Origin of the sequence: Neobittarella massiliensis (ex Bilen et al. 2018) (genome assembly GCF_900289145.1) — a bacterium.
GTDB lineage: Bacteria > Bacillota > Clostridia > Oscillospirales > Ruminococcaceae > Neobittarella > Neobittarella massiliensis.
On record NZ_OKQO01000002.1, the window covers coordinates 136326 to 158796 of the forward strand.

Genomic DNA, 22471 nt, shown 5'->3' on the forward strand with positions numbered 1-22471 from the left:
TTCTCTATGAGTTTTCGTTTCAATAAAAAACGCAGCCTGTACGCGCTGCCCATCACCGCTGCACTGCTGGCGGGCCTGCTGCTGCTCGGCAACGTTTTCGTTAACGAGAACGGCAACCTGCGGCGCATGCACTACATTGCCTGCTTTATCTTTGCCGTGCTCATCGGGCTGGCGCTCACTTTCGACTGGAACATCGGCGAAAAGCTGCAAAAGCACGTGGTGCACAGCTGTCTGTTTTTGTCCCCACTGGCCGCGTTCTGCATCATCGAGATCTTTAACGACAACAATCCCTTCGAGATAAAGCCCGGCGCGATCGTGCTCAACTACCTGTGGTTTTTAGTGCTCCACCTCCTGGTCTATGCACTGTCGAACCGCATGCGGGTCACCGTTATCACCGTCAATGCGCTGGCTTTCATTCTGGGCGCCGCCTATCAGGCGGTGCTCACTTTCCGCGGCACCCCGGTGCTGCCCGGCGACTTGCTGGTGCTGGGCATCGCCATGGATGTGGCCGGCGGCTACAGCTATAAAGTCACCGATCTTTTGGTGCTGGCCGTGCTGGTGCTGGCGTTTGTCATCATCCTCGCGATCAAGCTGTGCCAAGTCAAGGTGCGCGAAAAGCTCTGGCACCGCGCCGCGCTGGCGCTGGCGGCGCCGCTCTTTGCACTGCTTTTTTACGCCACCCCGCTCATGGACTGGATGGGTCTCAGCTTTACGCTGTGGCAGCCGGCCAAGCAGTACCAGCGCAACGGTGTAGTCACCTATTTTGCCATGAATCTAAAGTACATCTCCATCAAAGAGCCAGAGGAGTACTCAGCTGAAAAGGCCCAGCAGATCATCAAAAACGGCGACTATAAATCCGATACGGCCAAAGCCAGCAAAAAGAGCCCCAACGTCATCGCTATCATGAACGAGACCTTCTCCGATCTGGGGGTGGTAGGTGACCTGCAGACCGATCAGGATTACATGCCTTTTGTGCGCGGCTTAAAAGAAAACACCGTCAAAGGCACGCTCTATGTGCCGGTCAAAGGTGCCGGCACCTGCAACACCGAGTTCGAGTTCATCACCGGCAACAGCATGTCGCATCTCTCGCCCGGCGTGTACCCCTATCAGCAGTACATAGAAGAGCCCACCGACTCGCTGGCCTCTATCTTAAAAGAGCAGGGCTACACCACCTCAGCCATCCACCCCTATTACCCCGAGGGGTGGAACCGCGAGAACGTCTACCCGCTGCTGGGCTTCGATCGCTTCTACAGCATCTACGACTTCGAAAAGCAGGAGACCCCGCCCGAGAAGATCCGCGACTATATCAGCGACCGCGAGAGCTACCGCAAGATCATCGACCTGTACGAGAGCCGTATGCCCGGCGAAAAGATGTTCGTGTTTAACGTGACCATGCAAAATCACGGCGGCTATAACTACAGCGATTACGAGCCCACCGTGCACATCACCAAACCAGAAGGCACCTACGACGACGCTGAGCAGTACCTCTCGCTCATCAAGGAGTCGGACACCGCCTTCCAGGAACTGGTCAATTACTTCAGCCAGCAGGAGGAGCCGACGATCATCCTGATGTTCGGCGATCACCAGCCCAAACTGCAGACCAAATTTTTTGAAAAGCTCATGGGTAAGAGCTTAGACGACCTCACCATCGAGGAGACCCAAAAGCTCTACGAGGTGCCTTTTGTGATCTGGGCCAATTACGATATCGAGGAGCAGGAGATCGCGCGCATCAGCACCAACTACCTCTCCAGTCTGCTGCTCAAAACTGCGGGCCTCAAATTGCCGGCCTACAACAAGTTCCTCCTAAACCTGTACAAAGAGTTCCCGGTCATCGACTCCACCGGCATCATCGACAAAAATGGTCAGTACTACGCCGTGGGCGATCCGGGCACCGACAATCCGCTGCTGGACGAGTACAGCATTCTGCAGTATAACAATCTCTTTGACCCCAAAAACAAGCTCAAAGGCGTATTTGCCTTAAAAGTCAAGAAAGAGGATCCGCCGGCCGACTTGGGTAGCAGTTCCACACAGAGCAGCGATGCCGGCCCAACGTCTCCCGACACGCAGCAGACCAGCTCAGAAAATACCGCTGCCGCCGCATGAAAAGAGCATTAATAACAAAAAAACAGCTGCCTTTTATTTGGGTAGCTGTCTTTTTGTGTAAAAATTCTGTGTAAATGGTAAAAATTTGTGAAATGTAATGGCCGTGTAACCCTTTTGTAAACTATTTTCATATGGTATACTAACTATCTAGTGAAGGAATGAAGAGTCTGGCTGAAACGCGGTCCTGTTTTGAGATACCAGTATGGCAATAAAGAGCATCAGGGGTGGATCCATGCGTATAGAATTTAGTAAAAAGCGGGCAGCACTGACCGTGCCGCCAATATTTTTTCTGCTGACTTTTATCTACTACAATCGGGCTCTGTTTCTCGTGGACGGGGTCTATAGTCGCAATTTGGCCTGTACTGCGCTGGGCTTGGTCCTTTTGGCCGGTTGTCTGCTTATTCCCAAAATCACTCTGCATCCCACGGCGGACAAAGTACTTAGTATCTTGTCTTTTTTTGCTACCCCACTGCTGTGTTTTTGGATGGTTGAGGCCTTGAATGGACGGCTATTGGAGGACTATAAAGATCTTGTTTTTTGGGTCAACTATTTCCTGTATCTATTGGTTATCTGTATTTTATATTTTTTCACCAACCGGGTGCGTGTCGCTGTGATAGCGTCTTTGCTCTTTTCTTTTCTTGTTGGCCTGATCTTTATGCTGGTGTACATGTTTCGGGGAACCCCGCTGTTGCCGGCCGATCTGTTCGCCGTGCGTACGGCGATGAATGTAATGGGGAATTATAAGATGACGGTCACTGGAAGTATTTTGCTAGTAGTGGCAGTTTTGGTGGCCGCAATCGCCCTAGCGGGCAATTTCCGCATAAAGTGCACGAAAAAGTGGAAGAGATGGACGCAAAAAGGAATACTGGCGCTCTTTACTTTGACGGCATTTTCCTGCATTTATAAAACGGATGTGATGGCTAATGCCGGTTTAAAGGTGATCGATTTTTGGGCACAGGAAAACACATATAGGGAGCAGGGGATCGCGCTGGGTTTTATCTTAAACTCGCAATACCTAGTTGTCGAGAATCCTGTCGGGTATTCTCCCAAAGTGGTAAAAGACCTTCTTCAGAGTACAGAAGAAGTACAGTCGAGTAGAGTGACTGGCACACAGTACCCAAACATTATCGCCATTATGAATGAGTCCTTTTCAGACCTCTCAGTGCGGGGGACGCTGGAGGTGGATACCCCTTATATGCCGTTTACCGCGTCGCTTAGAGAAAATGCAGTTTATGGCCATTTATATATGTCAACGTTTGGAGGGGGAACGAGCAATAGCGAGTGGGAATTTTTGACTGGTGGAAGTATGTCCTATCTTCCTGTTGGCAGTATTGCCTATCAGCAGTATATCCATGGAGAGACAGATAGCATTGTAAAAACTGTGGACACTTTGGGGTACAGAAAAAGTGCCATGCATCCACATGGGTCTACTGGCTGGAACAGGTATCGTGTCTATCCCTGGCTGGGCTTTGAGGAGACGAGGTTTTGGGATACATATACTTTCCCAGAAGATATCGTGAGAGTTTTTCCATCGGATCGCTGCACATATACCGAGATCATCCGTCAGTATGAGGAGAAAGACGGAGATACCCCCTTATTCATTTTTGATGTGACCATGCAAAATCACGGGGGCTATACAGTAGAAGATTACGAGCCGACGGTGCGTATTCAAAATATGCAGGGGAGCTACCCCGACGCTGAGCAGTATCTATCTCTGATCCGTGAATCTGATCTGGCTTTTCAGGAACTCGTCACCTATTTTAGTCAGCAGGAAGAACCCACGATCATTTTGATGTTCGGTGACCATCAGCCGTCTTTGAGTACCGACTTCTATCGGGAATTAGACGGCAAAGAGTCCAGTGAAAAAACCATTGAGGAGCGCCAGCTGGAGTATGTCACCCCATTTATTATCTGGGCCAACTACGATATCGAGAGCAGAGAGGTGGATAAGATCAGTGCAAACTATCTGTCTACACTGCTCCTCGAGACTGCCGGTCTGCCGCTGCCGCCGTACAACCAGTACCTCAAGCAGGTGTATGCGCAGTATCCGGTGATCAACGCGCTGGGCGTTATCGACAGTCAGGGCAACTACTATCAGCGGGGAGAAGAGCCCGACGATGAGCTGTTACACGGCTACGAGATGCTACAGTACAATAGCGTGTTCGACTCTAAAAACCGCATCCCCGGTCTCTATAGCGTAAAATCACAATAGCTCTACAAGTCTCTGCCGCGGCAAGTCAGCTCGGCAGAGACTTTCTCTATCCGCATGTTCCCATAGGACAGAAAGTAGAAAAACACGTGTTGTGGTTGTTCGCTTTCATGACAATTTGTGAATTTCCCCCTATGTCCTTTACAGACCGAGTCGAAATAGGGTAAAATACAGGATAAATAATAATGGGTAGGAGTGTTTAGAACATGGAGCTGAAGTACAAGCGGGTCCTGCTGAAAATTTCCGGTGAGGCCCTGGCCGGCGAGCGGAAGATGGGCATCGATTACGACATCGTCACCGATATCTGCAAAAATATCAAGACCTGCGTAGAGATGGGTGCCCAGATCGCCATCGTGGTAGGCGGCGGCAACTTTTGGCGCGGTCGCAGCAGCGGCGAGATGGAGCGCACCCGTGCCGACCACATGGGCATGTTGGCCACCGTTATCAACGCTTTGGCGGTAGCCGACGCACTGGAGCAGCTGGGCGTGCCGGTGCGAGTACAGACAGCACTGCCCATGCAGCAGGTGGCAGAGCCCTATATCCGCAACAAGGCGGTCCGCCACCTGGAAAAGGGGAGAGTGGTGATCCTGGCCTGTGGTACCGGCAACCCCTATTTCTCTACCGATACTGCCGCTTCGCTGCGCGCGGCAGAGATCAATGCCGAGATCATTTTTAAGGCTACCATGGTCGACGGCGTCTACGACAAAGACCCCAAAAAGTTTGGCGACGCCGTCCGCTACGACAAGGTGTCCTTTACCAAGGTGCTCACCGACTCGCTGGGCGTCATGGATTCTACCGCGGCATCTCTGTGCAAAGACAACGATCTGCCCATTTTACTGTTTGACCTCAGCGACCCCCACAACATCGTCAAAGCCATGTGCGGCGAGCAGGTGGGCACCATCGTCATCGAGGATTAAGAGAGATCTTTCTATACGGGCCAGCCGCTTCGCGGCGGCCGCCATTCACCTATATATACAGCCGGAGGTATCAACATGAAAGAGCAACTGAAAAAGTATGAAGGCAAGATGGGCAAATCTATCGACGTGATGATGAACGAGTTCTCCTCGATCCGTGCCGGCCGCGCCAACCCCGCCGTACTCGACAAGGTGACTGTCGACTACTATGGCGCCCCCACCCAGATCAGCCAGATGGCGGCGATCTCGCTGCCCGACGCCCGTACCTTGGTGGTACAGCCCTGGGATGCATCGGCGCTGAAAAACATCGAGAAGGCCATCCTGTCTTCCGATCTGGGCCTCAATCCCATGAACGACGGCAAGCTGCTGCGCATCTCTTTCCCCCCGCTGACCGAGGAGCGCAGAAAAGATATCGTCAAGCAGATCCACAAGATGGGCGAGGAGTGCAAGGTGGCCATCCGCTCGATCCGCCGCGATGCGATCGATAAATTCAAGGCGATGAAGAAGTCGTCCGAGATCACCGAGGACGAGCTGAAAGTAGCCGAGAAAGATATCCAGAAGCTGACCGACAACTACTGCGAAAAGGTCGAAGCCGCCACCAAACAAAAAGAAAAAGAGATCATGGAGATCTAGGGCGGTGGCCTGGTTTAATTTAAAAAAGAGCAAGGTGCTGCTGCGGCCCGACTTCGAGCACCTGCCGGCTCACGTGGCCTTCATTATGGACGGCAACGGCCGCTGGGCCAAAAAGCGTCGGCTGCCGCGGTCGGCTGGGCATCAAAAAGGGGCTCAGGTCTTTCGCGATATGGTCCGCTACTGCAAAGATATCGGGATCAAGTACATGACGGTGTACGCGTTCTCAACTGAAAACTGGAAGCGGCCGCAACAGGAAGTCGACAGCATCATGGACCTTTTGCGCAGCTATCTAAAAGATGCTTTCGACCACCGCGAGGAAGAGGTGCGGGTAAAGATACTGGGCGACAAGGCCCCGCTGGCACCCGATATCATCGCCCTGATCGATAAGCTGGAGGCTGACAGTGCCCAGTACGACAAGATGATCTTGAATATCGCCCTCAATTACGGTGGGCGGGCCGAGATCATGCAGGCTGTGCAGCAGATAGCCGGCGAAGTGGCGGCGGGTCGTTTAACCCCAGAGCAGGTCGACGAGACGGTGCTGGAAGAACACCTTTATACCGCCGGCCAGCCCGATCCCGATCTCATCATCCGCCCCAGCGGGGAGCAGCGTCTCTCCAATTTTCTCATGTGGCAGTCGGCCTACAGCGAGCTGGTGTTTATGGATGTGCTGTGGCCTGACTTTCGGCGCCACCACCTTGACCGGGCTCTGCTGGAATACCAGAATAGAAATCGCAGATTTGGAGGGGTTTGATCTTGAAGACCCGCATTCTTTCGGCCATGGGTGGCCTGGTGGTGCTGGCTATCGCCGTACTGCTCTTCGGTACGGTGTTTTTTAACGCTATCATCGGGGCTATCGTGCTGCTGGCCATCTTTGAGGTGTGCCGTGCGGTAAAACTCAAACAGCACTTTGGGCTGTATCTCTGGTGCGGCCTGTTCGGCCTGTTCGTGGTGTTTTACGAGTACCTGCCCCTCAGCGGTTTCCTGCCGTTTTTGGCCGGTCTGTTCTGCTTTACGGTAGGCGTGCTCAGTTTTACTGTATTTCACTTTCAGGATGTACCCTATGCCAATGTGGCCGTGCTGTATCTCGAGACCATGGCCATCCTGTTCGGTTTTGGCAGCGCCGTGTACATGCGCACAGCGTTTGGCCCCGATGCGCTGTTTTTACTGTTTGTGGCGCTGGGCAGTGCCTGGCTCACCGATTCGGGCGCCTATTTCTGTGGGCGTCTGTTCGGTAAACACAAAATGTCGCCCCACGTCAGCCCCAACAAAACAGTTGAGGGCGCTGTTGGCGGCGTTGTCGTCTGCGCACTGCTCATGGCAGGTATCGCCGCACTGTATACCCATTTTAACGATGGAGTATTGTCCATCAATCACCTGTACCTGGCACTCACGGTGGCCGTAGCCTCGCTGCTGGGCATGATGGGTGACCTGGTGGCCTCCAGTCTAAAGCGGCAGATGCAGATCAAAGACTACGGCAATATCATGCCCGGCCACGGCGGCGCTATGGATCGGTTCGACAGCGTGCTATTCACCGCGCCCACAGTGCTCTTTATGGCCAGCTTTCTGCCGATCATCGCGCGGTAAACTGGCCGTGTATGGGTGTGCCCATTCGGCAGCGGCCGGCTGGCTTTTGCAGATAGATAGAGGATACATGTGCGGCAGAGGGGGGCATTTATGGCCCCCCTTGCGCCGTGCTGGGCCCCGGTACTCCCGAACCTGGCCCCTATGAAAAACGGAGTGTAGCAATGAAACGAGTGACGATCTTGGGGTCTACCGGCTCTATCGGTACCCAGGCGCTGGATGTGATCAGCAGCCACCCCGACCAATTTACAGTGGTGGGCCTCTCGGCCAATTCTTCGGTGTCTCAGCTGGAAGAGCAGTGCCGCATTTTTGCCCCTCAATATGCCTGCATGATGGACGAGACAGCGGCCAAGGAGCTGAGGACCGCTCTGGCCGATACCGATATTCAGGTGTTGACAGGAATGGATGGTCTGTGCACCTTGGCGGCGCTGGAGCAAAACGATATCCTGCTCAACTCGGTGGTGGGTATGGTCGGCCTGCAGCCCACGCTCACCGCCATCGCAGCGGGCACCACTATCGCTCTAGCCAACAAAGAGACCTTGGTGGCCGGCGGCAAGCTGGTAACCGACCTGGCTAAAAAAATGGGGGTCGATATCCTGCCGGTAGACAGCGAGCACTCGGCCATCTTTCAGTGCCTGCAGGATAAGCACTCGGCCCGGCGGCTGAAAAAAGTGGTGCTCACCGCCTCCGGCGGCCCCTTTTTCGGCTACAGCCGCGATATGCTGGCGCAGGTCACGGTAAAAGATGCGCTCAAACACCCCAACTGGGATATGGGCGCCAAGATCACCATCGATTCGGCCACGCTCATGAATAAGGGGCTGGAGCTCATCGAGGCCAGCTGGCTTTTCGATAAAACGCCCGACGAGATCGATATCGTGGTGCACCGAGAGAGTATCATCCACTCGTTGGTACAATTCGACGACAACTCTATGCTGGCGCAGCTCGGCGTGCCGGATATGCGCATCCCCATCCAGTACGCGCTGACCTATCCCGACCGCTGGCCATCGCCGGTAAAAGAGCTCTCGCTGGCCGACTGCGGCAGCTTAACTTTTGCCCGCCCCGACATCGAGACCTTTACCTGTCTGGGCACCTGTATCGAGGCCGCGCGCCGGGGCGGGTTGGCCCCCTGTACCGTCAGCGGTGCCAACGAAGAGGCGGTAGCGCTGTTTTTGCAGGGCAAGATCGGCTTTTTACAGATCGGGGAGCTGGCCCGGGCGGCCATGCATACTCTGCCGCAAAAGGACGTATATTCTCTAGAGGATGTGCTGGCCCAGGACCAGGAGGCCCGCGCGTTCGTGCGTGCAGCTGTCGGCGCATAAGCACTGCTGTCCGGCGCATTTGACACCGGTGGCGATCATAATAAAATAGAAAATACGGCGGCGCTGTGCCGCCCAGTGAGGATCTAGGTGTACTATGAGTTTTGTGTTATCCATCTGTCTGGCTATCCTGATGTTCGGGCTGATCATCATGATACACGAGCTGGGCCACTTTGTGGTGGCCAAGCTGGGGGGTATCAAGGTCAACGAGTTCGCCATCGGCATGGGCCCCACGCTGCTCAAAAAACAAAAAGGCGACACGACCTATGCACTGCGGCTGGTACCCATCGGCGGTTTTGTCTCGATGGAGGGGGAAGACGAGGACTCGCCCGATCCCCACTCCTTTGGCCAGCGCCCTATTTGGATACGCATCCTCGTGGTGATCGCCGGCGCCGCCATGAACCTGATCCTGGGTTTCGTCATTTTGGTCATCCTCACCTCCACTGCCAAGCTGGTGCCCACCACCACCGTGGCTAAATTCGGCGACAGTTCCCTCAGTGCCCAGAGCGGCCTGCAGGTAGGCGACGAGATCCACGCCATCAACGGGCGGCGGGTCTTTATCGCCAACGATATCGACTTTGAGCTGATGCGCGACAAAGACGGCAAGGTAGATATGGCCGTGCGGCGCGACGGCAAGCTGGTAGAGCTGAACGGGGTAGAGTTCTCCATGGCCAAAGATGACAGCGGCAACCAGTATATCAGCCGCGACTTCTGGGTGCTGGGAGTCGAAAAAACAGTGGGCGGCGTGATCAAAGAGAGCGCCCTCTGGACCGTCTCGGTGGGCAAGATGGTCTGGGTCTCGCTCATCGACCTGGTCACCGGCAACGTGCCCATCTCCCAGGTGGCAGGCCCCATCGGCACCATCGATGTCATCGATCAGGCGGTGGGCATGGGCTGGGAGACTACCCTCAGTATGCTGGCGCTGCTCACCATCAATGTGGGCATCTTCAACCTGTTGCCCATCCCCGCGCTCGACGGCGGACGGCTGGTCTTCCTGCTCATCGAGGCGGTGCGGCGCAAGCCCATCCCCGCCAAGTACGAAGGCGCGATCCACGCGGTGGGCTTTTTACTGCTCATCGGTTTTATGCTGTTTGTCAGCTACAGCGACATCACCCGCATATTTACCCGCTGACCGGCGCCCGAGATGTGTAAGGTCAGCGGCCCTGATGCGCCGAGAAAATAGCCGCGGCGCGGTTTGGCGGTAGGGCCGGTATACTGCCGGCCCTACCGGTGCAGGACTGGTGCAGGAAGTGAAAGACGAGGGAGATATATCATGCAGAGAAGACATACCCGTGTTGTAGATGTAGGCGGCGTAAAGCTGGGGGGCGATCACCCCATCGCCATTCAGTCCATGCTCAGCACGCCGGCGACCGACATAGCCGGCAGTGTAGAGCAGGCTAAGGCGCTGCAGACTGCCGGCTGCGAGATACTGCGGGCCGCTATCCCCAATATGGAGGCGGTGGCGCTGATCCCGGCCATCAAAAAGGCGGTGGATATCCCGCTGGTGGCCGATATCCACTTCGACTATCGGCTGGCCATCGCCGCCGTCGAGGCCGGGGTGGACAAGGTGCGCATCAATCCGGGCAACATCGGCTCTAACGAGCGGGTAAAAGCGGTGGTCGACGCCTGCCGCGCCCGCCGCGTGCCTATCCGTATCGGGGTAAACGGCGGCAGTCTGGAAAAAGAGATCCTGCAAAAATACGGTCACCCCACGGCTCAGGCACTGGTCGAGAGCGCCCAATACCACATCTCTTTGCTGGAGAGATTTGACTTTGAGGATATCGTCATCAGCCTGAAGTCCTCCAATGTACAGACCATGTACGAGGCCTACCGGCTCATGTCCAGCTGCTGCGACTACCCGCTGCACCTGGGCGTGACCGAGGCCGGCACCGAGCGTATGGGCACCATCAAAAACGCCGTTGGTATCGGCTCGCTGCTGCTGTGCGGCATCGGCGACACACTGCGGGTGTCGCTGACGGCCGATCCGGTCAAAGAGGTGTACGCCGCCAGAGATATACTCAAAACAGTGGGTCTGCGTCAGGGCGGAGCAGAGGTGATCTCCTGTCCGACCTGCGGCCGCACCCAGATCGACCTCATCGGTCTGGCCGAGCAGGTGACCGAGTTGGTGCGGGATATGGACAAGCCCATCACCGTGGCGGTGATGGGCTGCGCGGTCAACGGCCCGGGCGAGGCCAGAGAGGCCGATATCGGCGTGGCCGGCGGCGACGGCTGCGGTCTGCTGTTCTCCCACGGCAAGATACTGCGCAAGGTGCCGGAAGACCAGATCCTGTCGGCCCTGATAGAGGAGATCGAACGGCTGTGAGCGCCGTCGGTGCCGTATACATAAGAAAGATCGGCTTCCGCAGTGGCAGCCGGCAGCAGAGCGATTTTTTTGAGGTGAAGATTTGAGTAGCGGTTTATTTGAGCAATTGGGGGTCGCCGGCGGCGAGTACCAGTCTCTGTCCTGCGGCAGCGTGCTGGGCATTGCCGTAGACCGGGCCGGCAATCAGATCGAGATACAGGCCGATTTTCCTCAGCCGGTGTCCTGCCAGGTGCTGCGGGGCTGCAGCAGCCATTTGGGCCTGCAGCTGGGCTGCGGCGTACGGCTCAACCCCCGCTTTAGCGGTGTGGCGCTCGACGAAGATGCCTTTCACATCATCGCCGAATACATACGCGAAGAAAATTCCATGTTCGACTGCATCTTCAGCGAGTGCCAGGTGTCCTTCGACGCCGAGAGCTGCACCTACGCCGTCGAGTTGAGCGGCGGCGGGCTGCGCATCTTAGAGGGTATGGGTTTTGCCCAGAAGTTCAGCCAGAAGGCGGCTGCCCTGTACGGAAGACCGGCCAAGGTGGTCTTTACCGGCGCTGTCGAGGTCGAGGCCGAACCGCCCAAAGAGCGTATCACCTACGTAAAAGAGCTGCCCAAAAAAGAGAAGTCACCGGTAAAGGTATACACCGGGGAAGGCGACGTGCTCTTCGGCAAGACCATCAAAGACTCCGGTATCACCCCGCTGGGCGATCTCACCGATGAGTACGACATGGTAGTGATCCGGGGCAGCGTGTTCTCGATCGAGAAAAAAGAGATCCAAAACGGCGCCCGGCTCATCGTGCTGCTGGATATCACCGACGGCACCGGCTCCATGACCGTAAAGGTCATCAAGGAGCCGGACAAGCTGGCCGGGGTGATGACCCTCAAAAACGGCGACAATATCCTGGTTCGCGGTAAGGTCAGCTACGACAAGTTCGACCGCGACATCAACGTCATGCCCTACGATATCAATTTGATCGAGGGGGAGATGGGCCGGCAGGATACAGCGCCCGAAAAGAGAGTCGAGCTGCACATGCATACCAAAATGTCCTCCATGGACGGCTTGTCCGAGGCCTCTGACCTCATCATGCAGGCGCACAAGTGGGGCCATAAAGCGGTGGCCATCACCGACCACGGCGTGCTGCAGGCCTACCCCGACGTGATGAACACGGTGGCCAAAATACAGAAAGACGATCCCGATTTCAAAGCGATCTACGGGGTGGAGGGCTACTACGTCAACGACGCGGTCCCCTGTGTAAAAGGCGGCAAAAACGCCTCGCTGCAGGACGAGTATATCGTTTTCGATATCGAGACCACCGGCCTGTCCAACGCCCAGGACCGCATCACCGAGATCGGCGCGGTACTGGTGCAGGGCGGCAAAGAGATCGACCGCTTCGAGACGTTCGTCGACCCGGAGATGCCCATCCCGCCCAAGATCACCCAACTCACCGGCATCGACGATTCCATGGTGGCCGGCGCCCCCAAAGAGGCCCAGGCGGTCGCCGACTTTCTCGCCTTCTGCGGCGACCGCATCTTAGTCGCCCACAACGCCGACTTCGATACCGGCTTTATCGCCGCCGCCAGCCGCCGGCACGATCTCGACTTTCACAACACCTACATAGACACCGTCACGCTCACTCAAATGCTGTTTAAAGATCTGCACAACTATAAACTCAACACGGTGTCCAAATACTTTAATCTGCCCGATTTTAATCACCACCGCGCCAGCGACGATGCCAAACAACTGGCCCTCATCCTAGAAAAACTGTTCGAGCGCTTGGCCGAGCTGGGGGTGCAGGATACCGACGGCATCCAGGCCGCTCTGCCGGGGGCCGATCCCAAAAAGCTGCGCACCTATCACATCATTTTGCTGGTGCAGACCCATACCGGCCTCAAAAATCTCTACAAGCTGGTCAGCGAGAGCAACCTCGACTACTACTTCAAGCGCCCCCGTATGCCCCGCAGCCGCATAAATGCCCTGCGGGAGGGGCTGCTCATCGGCAGTGCCTGCGAGGCCGGCGAGCTCTACCGCGCCATCATCGACGGCAAGCCCTACAAAGAGCTGCTCGAGATCGCCCGCTTTTACGACTTTTTAGAGATCCAGCCGCTGGGCAACAACCAGTTTATGATCCGCAACGGCACCGTGGCCGACGAGACGGTGATCCAGGGCTACAACCGCACCGTGTGTCAACTGGGCAAAGAGCTGGGCAAACCGGTGGTGGCCACCGGCGACGTGCACTTCCAAAACCCCGAAGACGCCATCTTCCGCGAGATACTTATGGCCGGTATGGGCTTTTCCGATGCCGGTGAACAGGCGCCGCTCTACTTTAAGACCACCCAGGAGATGCTCAAAGAATTTTCCTACCTGGGGGAGGACCTGGCCCGCGAGGTGGTCATCACCAATCCCAATATGCTGGCCGATACCATAGAGCGCGACATCCGCCCCATCCCCAAAGGCACCTTTACCCCCACCATCGAGGGGGCCGAAGAGGACCTGGTGCGCATCACCCACGAGCGGGCCGAGTCGCTCTACGGCACGCCGCTGCCCGAGATCGTCGAAAAGCGGCTGGACCGCGAGCTGCAGTCCATCATCAAGCACGGCTTTGCCGTCTTGTACATCATCGCCCAAAAGCTGGTGGCCAAGAGCGAGTCCGACGGCTATCTGGTGGGCTCCCGCGGTTCGGTGGGCTCCTCGTTCGTGGCCAGCATGGCCGGCATCTCCGAGGTAAACCCGCTATCTCCCCACTACAGCTGTCCAAATTGCAAATACTCCGAATTCATCACCGACGGCAGCGTGGGCTCCGGCTTTGACCTGCCGGAGAAAAACTGCCCGCGGTGCGGCACGCCGCTGCACGGCGACGGCCACGATATCCCCTTCGAGACCTTTTTGGGCTTTAATGGTGACAAGGCCCCCGATATCGACCTCAACTTTTCCGGCGAGTACCAGTCCAGCGCCCACAAATATACTGAGGAGCTGTTCGGCAAGGACCACGTATTCAAAGCCGGTACCATCTCCGGCGTGCAGGATAAGACCGCCTACGGCTTTGTCATGCGTTACCTCGAAGAGCGGGGCCGGGTGGTGCATAAGGCCGAGATGAAACGGCTGGTGCAGGGCTGTACCGGCGTCAAGCGCACCACCGGCCAGCACCCCGGCGGCATGGTGGTGGTGCCCTCCAACTACGACGTGTACGACTTTACCCCCGTCCAGCACCCGGCCGAGAAAGCTGATTCCGATATCATCACCACCCACTTCGACTTCCACTCGCTGCACGACACCATCCTCAAGCTCGACGAGCTGGGTCACGATGTGCCCACCCTCTGCAAGCATCTGGAGCGCCTTACCGGCATCGATATCAACACCGTCCCCATGAACGACAGACAGGTGTACCGGCTTTTTACCAGCCCCGAGCCGCTGGGCCTCACCCCTGAGGAACTGGGCAGCGAGACCGGTACCTTTGCCATCCCCGAGATGGGCACCAGCTTTGCCCGGCAGATGCTCATCGACGCCCAGCCGCAAAACTTTTCCGACCTGCTGCAGATATCCGGCCTGTCCCACGGTACCGACGTGTGGCTGGGCAACGCCAAAGACCTCATCAAAAACGGTACCTGCACCATCAGCGAGGTGATCGGTACCCGCGACAGCATCATGGTCTACCTCATGCACAAGGGGCTCGACCCCAGCATGGCCTTTAAGATCATGGAGATCACCCGTAAGGGCAACGCCAAAAAGCTGTTCACCGAAGAGCACTACGCCGCCATGCGCGAGCACGGTGTGCCCGAGTGGTATATCGAGAGCTGTCTAAAGATCAAGTACATGTTCCCCAAAGCCCATGCTGCCGCCTACGTCATCGGCGCACTGCGGCTGGCCTGGTTTAAGCTCCACCGCCCGCTGGAGTTCTATGCCGCCCACTTCACCGTGCGCGGCGGCGATCTCGACGCCCACGCGGCGGTCAAGGGAAAGGCATATACCAAGGTGCAGATGGAGGCGCTGCGCGCCAAGGGAAACGAGCGCTCGGTCAAAGAGGAAGACGCATTCCAGACCTACCAGATCCTCTACGAGATGCAGCTGCGCGGCTACGAGTTTTTGCCGGTAGATATCTACCACTCCTCGGCCACCAATTACCAGATCGAAAGCGGCAAGATCCGCCTGCCCTTTAACTGTATCAAAGGCGTGGGCGATACCGCCGCCCAGGGGCTGGAAGCCGCGGTCAAGGAGGGGGACTTCATCTCTATCGACGAGCTGCAGACCCGTTCGGGCATCTCCAAAACGGTGGTCGAGAGCCTCAAGGAGTTTGGCGCTTTCGGAGACCTGCCCCAGTCTAGCCAAATGACCTTTTTCTAATCGTTTCGTTGCGCGAAAAGAGCGAGCCGACACAGCCCATCCTAAGGGGCATGTCGGCTCGCTCTTTATCATATAGCAAACCAGGGGTCCACCGCAAACTCTCGCCCGGCCAGGTAGGAAAGCATACTGTCCGGCTCGGGCTGCAGCTGTAGCCGATAGGCGCAGAGCGCCTGCCAGCGGTATGCAGGGTGCTGTCCGCCGTATTTTTTGTCGCCCAGTATCGGGTGGCCGATAGCCGCCATCTGCGCCCGTATCTGGTGTGAGCGCCCGGTGTGCAAAAGTACCTCTACCTCGGCGTGTCCGCCCAGCTGCCGCAGCACCCGGTATTCGGTCACTACCTTTTTGGCGCCCGGTACCGGTTCGTCCAAGATCTCAGACCGGTTCTGCTGTCGGTCCTTGCGCAGGTAGCCGGTCAGCACCGCCCGGTCCGGCTGCGGCACGCCAGATACCAGGCACAAATACCGCTTTTGCACCCGGTCCTCCCGTATCAGCCGGCACAGCTCCCGCAGCGCCGGGGCGGTCTTGCCCACCAGCACCAGCCCCTGGGTGTTGCGGTCCAGCCGGTTGGCCAGCGCCGGCACAAAACTCAGTTCCCGCTGCGGCCGGTAGCTGCCGCTGGCCATCAGGTAACAGAGCACCTGATCGCGCAGGTTACAAGCACCCCGCTGCTCGCTGTGGGCAGGAGTGCCCACCGGCTTATTGACCACCAGCAGATGATCGTCCTCATACACGATGTCATCCGCCGGCAGGGGCGGCACTGCGGCCGGCAGTGTCCCTGCCACCGCGCCGCCCCGCTGTGCCGGGTCAAACTCGTCTGGCAGGTACAGGTCCAGCTGGTCGCCCGGCTGCAGCATGGCCGACAGCTCCACCCGCTTGCGATTGACCTTGATCTTCTTTTGCCGATTGGCTTTATAGAGCAGCGACTTAGGACAGTGCACCAGCGTCTTGAGCAAAAATTTATCCAGTCGCTGCCCGGCGTCGTTGTCGCCAATGATCAGTGTAAACAGAGCAGTTCTCCTCTTTCCTTCTGCCCGCAAATAGTATATACTAAACGGGTATACATGTCGCAATTTGTCAAAAAGCAGCACCTCTGTTTTGGGAGGTGCGGGTCTACTGGTATTGTACTGGATAATGTGCGGCAACACAAATCTTTTTTGCAGCGGGGCAGGGGCGTCTATGAAACACAATCACTACGGCCACCGGGAGCGCACCCGGCAGCTGTTTTTACAGGCCGGGCCGGCGGGCCTGCCCGATCACATGCTGCTCGAGATCCTGCTCTACTCGGCCATTCCCCAGCGCGACACCAACGATCTGGCCCACCAGCTGCTAAACACCTTCGGCAGTGTCAAAGGCGTTTTAGAGGCCGATGTGCAGCTGCTACAGCAGGTGCCGGGGGTGGGTTATAACACCGCCGTCATGCTCAAGACGGTGCTGGCCCTCTTTAGCCGCTACATGCGCGACGGACAGGACAGCTCCCGGGTGCTCAACACCTCCGAGAAGATCGGGCAATACATGCTGCCGGTCTTTTTGGGCAAGACCGATGAGGAGGTCTACCTGCTCTGTTTCGACGACCGCTTTTCGCTACTCAAGTGTGAGTGTATCGGCGGCGGCAGCCACAATGCGGTACAGGTCAACCGGCAAAAGATCGCCGAGCGGGCGGTGGTGGCCAAGTCGAACCTGGTGGCCATCGCCCACAACCACCCCGGCGGGGTGGCTATGCCCTCCGACGAGGACATCCACGCCACCCTCGAGATCTACAAAACGCTGCGCGACCTGAATATCCAGCTGTTCGACCACATCATCGTCGCCGGCGACGACTTTGTCTCCCTGCGCGACAGCAACCTGTTTGTCGGGCTCTAGTGCCGCCTGTCCTGCCACCGGGCAGGGCAGGCGCTTTTTTGCCCATAAACACTTTCCTCTGTTGCAAAAATATAGGAGATTTTATCTCTTTTGGCCACAGTTTGTGGTATGATGGAGATCGGGCAGAAAAGTGACTGTACTGCGCCCGGCAGTGGGCAGAATAGCTGTGGCGGGCGGGTCGCTGGCGACTCGATCCAGCGGCGACCGATCTCGACAGATCCGGTTGACAAAGACCTACAAAAGCAGTAGTATATTAAGGTGTAGAAACGTTTGTTCTTATAGAGCATTGGAAGATAGGAAAGAGATATGGGCGAAGAAAAAGTTTTTCAGCTGGTGGCGCCGTACAGCCCTACCGGCGACCAGCCACAGGCCATCGAAAAGCTCACCGCGGGGGTGTTGCGGGGCGACAAAGAGCAGACGCTGCTGGGCGTCACCGGCTCGGGCAAGACCTTTACCATGGCCAACATCATCGCCAATACCGGCCGCCCCACACTGGTACTGGCCCACAACAAAACACTGGCCGCACAGCTGTGCTCCGAGTTCCGCGAGTTTTTCCCCCACAATGCGGTCGAGTATTTTGTCTCCTATTACGACTACTACCAGCCCGAGGCCTATATCGCCTCCACCGATACCTATATCGAAAAAGACAGCGCCATCAACGAGGAGATCGAGCGCATGCGCCACTCGGCCACCGCCGCTCTGTCCGAGCGGCGCGACGTCATCCTGGTGGCCAGCGTCTCCTGTATCTACTCGCTGGGCGACCCCATCGACTACCACACCATGGTCATCTCGCTGCGCCCGGGCATGGAAAAAGACCGCGACGAGCTCATCAAAAAACTGGTGAGCCTGCAGTACGAGCGCAACGACCTCAACTTTGTGCGCAACAAATTCCGGGTGCGGGGCGACGTGGTGGAGATCTACCCCGCCTACTCGTCCGAGACGGCCATCCGGGTCGAATTTTTTGGCGACGAGATCGACCGCATCTGCGAGATCAATCCCCTCACCGGCGAGGTGAAGAATGTGGTGGGCCACGTGGCTATCTACCCGGCCTCCCACTACATCGTCCCGCAGGAGAAGATGAAGGCGGCCATCGCCAACATCGAGGAGGAGCTGCAGCAGCGCATCGCCCAGTTTAAGGCCGAGGGCAAACTCATCGAGGCCCAGCGCATCGAGCAGCGCACCCACTACGACATCGAGATGTTACAGGAGATCGGCTTCTGTAAGGGGATCGAGAACTACTCGCGGGTGCTCTCGGGCCGCGAGCCGGGCAGCACCCCCAACACCCTGCTCGACTATTTCCCCGACGACTTTTTGCTGTTCGTCGACGAGTCGCACGTGTCGCTGCCGCAGGTGCGCGGCATGTTCGCCGGCGACTTCGCCCGCAAAAAAAACCTGGTCGACTACGGGTTTCGCCTGCCGTCGGCATTCGACAACCGGCCGCTCAACTTCGACGAGTTCTACCAAAAGCTCAACCAGGTCATCTTCGTCTCGGCCACCCCCAACGAGCTGGAGCGCGAAAAGAGCACCCAGATCGTGGAGCAGGTCATCCGCCCCACCGGCCTCATGGACCCCGAGGTCATCGTCAAGCCGGTCGAGGGCCAGATAGACGACCTTTACGGCGAGATACAGAAGCGCCGCCAGCGCGGCGAGCGGGTGCTGGTGACCACCCTCACCAAAAAGATGGCCGAGGACCTGACCGATTACCTGGAGGGGATGGACGTGCGGGTGCGCTACATGCACCACGGCACCGAGACCATCGAGCGCATGGAGATCATCCGCGATCTGCGCCTGGGCGAGTTCGACGTGCTGGTGGGCATCAACCTGCTGCGGGAGGGGCTGGATATCCCCGAGGTGTCGCTGGTGGCCATCCTCGACGCCGATAAGGAGGGCTTCCTCCGCTCTGAGACCTCGCTGATACAGACTATCGGCCGCGCCGCCCGCAACGCCGGCGGCCAGGTCATCATGTATGCCGACAGCGTTACCCGCTCCATGGAGGCGGCCATCCGCGAGACCGAGCGCCGCCGCGCCATCCAGGGCAAATATAACCAGGAACACGGCATCACCCCCCAGACTATCATCAAGCCGGTGCGCGACATCATCGAGATATCTTCCAAAGATACCGACGACGAGAAGAAGTACAAAAAACTCAGCCGTGCCAAGAAGATGGAGATGATCGACGCGCTCACCAAAGAGATGCGCCAGGCAGCCCAGCTGCTGGAGTTCGAGCAGGCGGCGTTCTTGCGCGACAAGATCGCCAAGCTCAAGGCGATGAAATAGATAGACCCAGTATCCCCCAACGATCTCCCCAAAAAGAGGAAGTTTATAAAAGAGAGGAACGCAGATTGGCTACAGATAAGATCCGCATCAAAGGTGCCCGCGAGCACAACCTGAAAAACGTCGATGTCACCATCCCCCGCGACCAGCTGGTGGTCTTTACCGGGCTGTCGGGCTCAGGCAAGTCGTCGCTGGCCTTCGACACCATCTACGCCGACGGACAGCGCCGGTACGTCGAGAGCCTGTCCTCCTACGCCCGTCAGTTTTTGGGCCAGATGGAAAAGCCGGACGTCGACTACATCGAGGGGCTGAGCCCCGCCATCTCCATCGACCAGAAGACCACCTCCCGCAACCCGCGCTCCACCGTGGGCACCGTCACCGAGATATACGACTATCTGCGCCTGCTGTACGCCCGTATCGGCGTGCCCCACTGCCCCATCTGCGGGCGCGAGATCAAGCAGCAGACCATCGACCAGATCGTAGACAAGGTGCTCTCACTGGATGAGGGAGACCGCATCCAGGTGCTGGCGCCGGTGGTGCGCGGCCGCAAAGGCGAACACCTTAAAGAGTTCGAGTCGGCCCGGCGCAGCGGCTTTGTGCGGGTGCGGGCCGACGGCAGCATCTTCGACCTCACCGAGGAGATAAAGCTCGACAAAAATAAAAAGCACAACATCGAGGTGGTCATCGACCGCCTGGTCATCAAAGAGGGGATCAAGTCCCGCCTGACCGATTCACTGGAGACCGCCACCTCGCTCTCGGGCGGGCTGGTCATCATCGACGTGGTGGGAAAAGAGGAGCTGCTCTTCTCCCAAAACTACGCCTGCCCCGAGCACGGGGTCAGCATCGAGGAGCTCGAGCCCCGCATGTTCTCGTTCAACAACCCCTTTGGTGCCTGCGAGAAGTGCACCGGCCTGGGCACCTTTCTCAAGGTAGACCCCGATCTGGTGGTGCCCGACAAGAAAAAGTCCATCCGCCAGGGGGCCATCCGTGCCTCCGGCTGGTACTACAAAGACTCGTCCACCATCTCCCACATGTACTACGACGGGCTGGCCAAGGCCTACGGCTTCACCCTCGACACCCCTTTTGCCGAGATCCCCAAAAAGGGGCAGGAGGCCATCCTCTACGGCACCGGTAAAAAGGCCATCGAGATGACCCGCCAAAACGAGTACGGCACCGGCGTGTACAAGACCACCTTCGAGGGCATCATCAACAATCTCGAGCGCCGTTTCCGCGAGACCAGCAGCAACTGGATGCGCGAGGAGATACAGGATGTGATGAGCTCGGTGCTGTGCCCCGACTGCGGCGGCGACCGGCTGAAAAAAGAGTCGCTGGCGGTCACCATCGCCGGCAAGAACATTATCGAGTTCACCAACATGTCGGTGGTCGACGAGCTCAGCTTTATCGAGAACATGCACCTGAGCGAGCGCGACGAGATGATTGCCGGCCAGGTGTTTAAAGAGATCAAGGAGAGACTCACCTTCTTAAAGAGCGTGGGTCTGGGCTACCTGACCCTGGCCCGCTCGGCCACCACTCTCTCCGGCGGCGAGAGCCAGCGCATCCGCCTGGCCACCCAGATCGGTTCTTCGCTGATGGGGGTGCTCTACATCCTCGACGAGCCCAGCATCGGCCTGCACCAGCGCGACAACGACAAGCTCATCGGCACCCTCAAGCGGCTGCGCGACCTGGGCAATACCCTCATTGTGGTGGAGCACGACGAGGACACCATCCGCGAGGCCGACTACATCGTCGATATCGGCCCCGGCGCCGGCGTGTACGGCGGGGAAGTGGTGGCCGCCGGCAGCCTGCGGGATATCGAGAACTGCAAAGAGTCCATCACCGGCCAGTACCTCTGCGGCGCCCAAAAGATCGAGGTGCCCAAGTCCCGCCGTAAGGGCAACGGTAAATTTATCGAGGTCAAAAAAGCGTCTCAGAACAACCTGAAAAACGTCAACGTCAAAATACCGCTGGGCACCTTTACCTGTGTCACCGGCGTGTCCGGCTCGGGCAAATCCTCACTCATCAACGAGGTGCTCTACAAGGCGCTGGCCAAGGAACTCAACGGCGCCAAATCGCGGCCGGGCAAGCACCAAAAGATCGTGGGCATGGAAAATCTCGACAAGGTCATCGGTATCGACCAGTCTCCCATCGGCCGCACCCCGCGCTCCAACCCCGCCACCTATACCGGCGTGTTCACCGATATCCGCAACTTCTTTGCCGAGACCGCCGACGCCAAGGCACGCGGCTACACCTCCAGCCGCTTCTCCTTCAATGTCAAGGGCGGCCGCTGCGAGGCCTGTCAGGGCGACGGCATCATCAAGATCGAGATGCATTTTTTGCCCGATATCTTCGTCCCCTGCGACGTGTGCCACGGCAAACGGTATAATCGCGAGACTTTGGAAGTAAAATATAAAGGCAAGAGCATTTACGACGTGCTGGAGATGTCCATCGACGAGGCCTATGTGTTTTTCGAGAACATCCCCCGCATCAAGGCCAAGCTGCAGACCCTCTTAGACGTGGGCCTGGGCTACATCAAGCTGGGCCAGCCGGCCACCACCCTCTCCGGCGGCGAGGCACAGCGGGTGAAACTCTCGCTGGAGCTGTCGCGCCGGGCCACCGGCAAGACCATCTACGTGCTGGATGAGCCCACCACCGGCCTGCACACCGCCGACGTGCACAAGCTCATCGGCGTGCTGCAGCGGCTGGTAGACGCCGGCAACACCATCATCGTCATCGAGCACAACCTGGATATCGTCAAAGTGGCCGACTACATCATCGACATCGGCCCCGAGGGCGGCGATCAGGGCGGCGAGATCGTGGCTACCGGCACCCCCGAAAAGGTGGCCAAAGTGGCCGGCTCCTACACCGGTAAATACCTGCAAAAAATGCTGGCCGATTCGCAGTAATGGCGGCTGGCCGCCCATTTTGCGTCCC

The 22471-nt window shown here is 57.7% G+C and carries 14 protein-coding genes; 13 read left to right on the forward strand and 1 reads right to left on the reverse strand.

The features are described 5' to 3' along the window. Positions 1-6: 6 nt before the first annotated feature. The 10 genes from C6Y32_RS03435 (at position 7) to C6Y32_RS03480 (ending at position 15406) form a co-directional block, all read left to right on the forward strand. Positions 7-2103: an LTA synthase family protein gene (locus tag C6Y32_RS03435; protein WP_105203772.1), complete on the forward strand. Its 2097-nt coding sequence runs from the start codon at positions 7-9 to the stop codon at positions 2101-2103. A gap of 232 nt (positions 2104-2335) precedes the next feature. Next, a complete protein-coding gene (locus C6Y32_RS03440) occupies positions 2336-4315 on the forward strand; it encodes an LTA synthase family protein (RefSeq protein WP_164998120.1) in 1980 nt (659 codons plus the stop codon). A 203-nt stretch (positions 4316-4518) separates the two neighbouring features. Further along, positions 4519-5229 (forward strand): UMP kinase, encoded by a 711-nt coding sequence (gene pyrH, locus C6Y32_RS03445; RefSeq protein WP_105203774.1) that lies wholly within the window; start codon positions 4519-4521, stop codon positions 5227-5229. Between the two features lie 75 nt (positions 5230-5304). Next, positions 5305-5859, forward strand: a complete 555-nt coding sequence (frr, locus tag C6Y32_RS03450) for a ribosome recycling factor (RefSeq protein ID WP_105203775.1) — start codon at positions 5305-5307, stop codon at positions 5857-5859. Positions 5860-5863: 4 nt separating this feature from the next. After that, a complete protein-coding gene (locus C6Y32_RS03455; protein WP_105203776.1) occupies positions 5864-6610 on the forward strand; it encodes an isoprenyl transferase in 747 nt (248 codons plus the stop codon). A 2-nt stretch (positions 6611-6612) separates the two neighbouring features. Next, positions 6613-7443, forward strand: coding sequence for a phosphatidate cytidylyltransferase (locus C6Y32_RS03460; RefSeq protein WP_105203777.1), 831 nt, complete (start codon positions 6613-6615; stop codon positions 7441-7443). Between the two features lie 161 nt (positions 7444-7604). After that, positions 7605-8759, forward strand: a complete 1155-nt coding sequence (locus C6Y32_RS03465) for a 1-deoxy-D-xylulose-5-phosphate reductoisomerase (RefSeq protein WP_105203778.1) — start codon at positions 7605-7607, stop codon at positions 8757-8759. Positions 8760-8853: 94 nt separating this feature from the next. Further along, positions 8854-9888 (forward strand): M50 family metallopeptidase, encoded by a 1035-nt coding sequence (locus tag C6Y32_RS03470; RefSeq protein WP_105203779.1) that lies wholly within the window; start codon positions 8854-8856, stop codon positions 9886-9888. Positions 9889-10029: 141 nt separating this feature from the next. Continuing rightward, positions 10030-11079 carry a flavodoxin-dependent (E)-4-hydroxy-3-methylbut-2-enyl-diphosphate synthase gene (ispG, locus tag C6Y32_RS03475; protein ID WP_105203780.1) on the forward strand — a complete coding sequence of 350 codons (1050 nt, stop codon included), beginning with the start codon at positions 10030-10032 and terminating at the stop codon, positions 11077-11079. Positions 11080-11161: 82 nt separating this feature from the next. Then, positions 11162-15406, forward strand: a complete 4245-nt coding sequence (locus C6Y32_RS03480) for a PolC-type DNA polymerase III (protein WP_243562493.1) — start codon at positions 11162-11164, stop codon at positions 15404-15406. Between the two features lie 68 nt (positions 15407-15474). On the opposite strand, the gene C6Y32_RS03485 is transcribed toward C6Y32_RS03480, so the two are convergent. Further along, entirely contained in the window at positions 15475-16443 is a 969-nt protein-coding gene (locus tag C6Y32_RS03485) for an RluA family pseudouridine synthase (protein WP_105204099.1), read from the reverse strand. A 139-nt stretch (positions 16444-16582) separates the two neighbouring features. On the opposite strand from C6Y32_RS03485, the gene C6Y32_RS03490 reads away from it, so the two are divergent. The 3 genes from C6Y32_RS03490 (at position 16583) to uvrA (ending at position 22443) form a co-directional block, all read left to right on the forward strand. Beyond that, positions 16583-17266: a JAB domain-containing protein gene (locus C6Y32_RS03490; protein ID WP_164998121.1), complete on the forward strand. Its 684-nt coding sequence runs from the start codon at positions 16583-16585 to the stop codon at positions 17264-17266. A gap of 306 nt (positions 17267-17572) precedes the next feature. Then, the gene (gene uvrB, locus C6Y32_RS03495; protein WP_105203782.1) at positions 17573-19543 is read left to right on the forward strand and encodes an excinuclease ABC subunit UvrB; all 1971 of its coding nucleotides are present in this window, start codon (positions 17573-17575) and stop codon (positions 19541-19543) included. Between the two features lie 65 nt (positions 19544-19608). Beyond that, a complete protein-coding gene (uvrA, locus tag C6Y32_RS03500) occupies positions 19609-22443 on the forward strand; it encodes an excinuclease ABC subunit UvrA (RefSeq protein WP_105203783.1) in 2835 nt (944 codons plus the stop codon). Positions 22444-22471 lie beyond the last annotated feature (28 nt).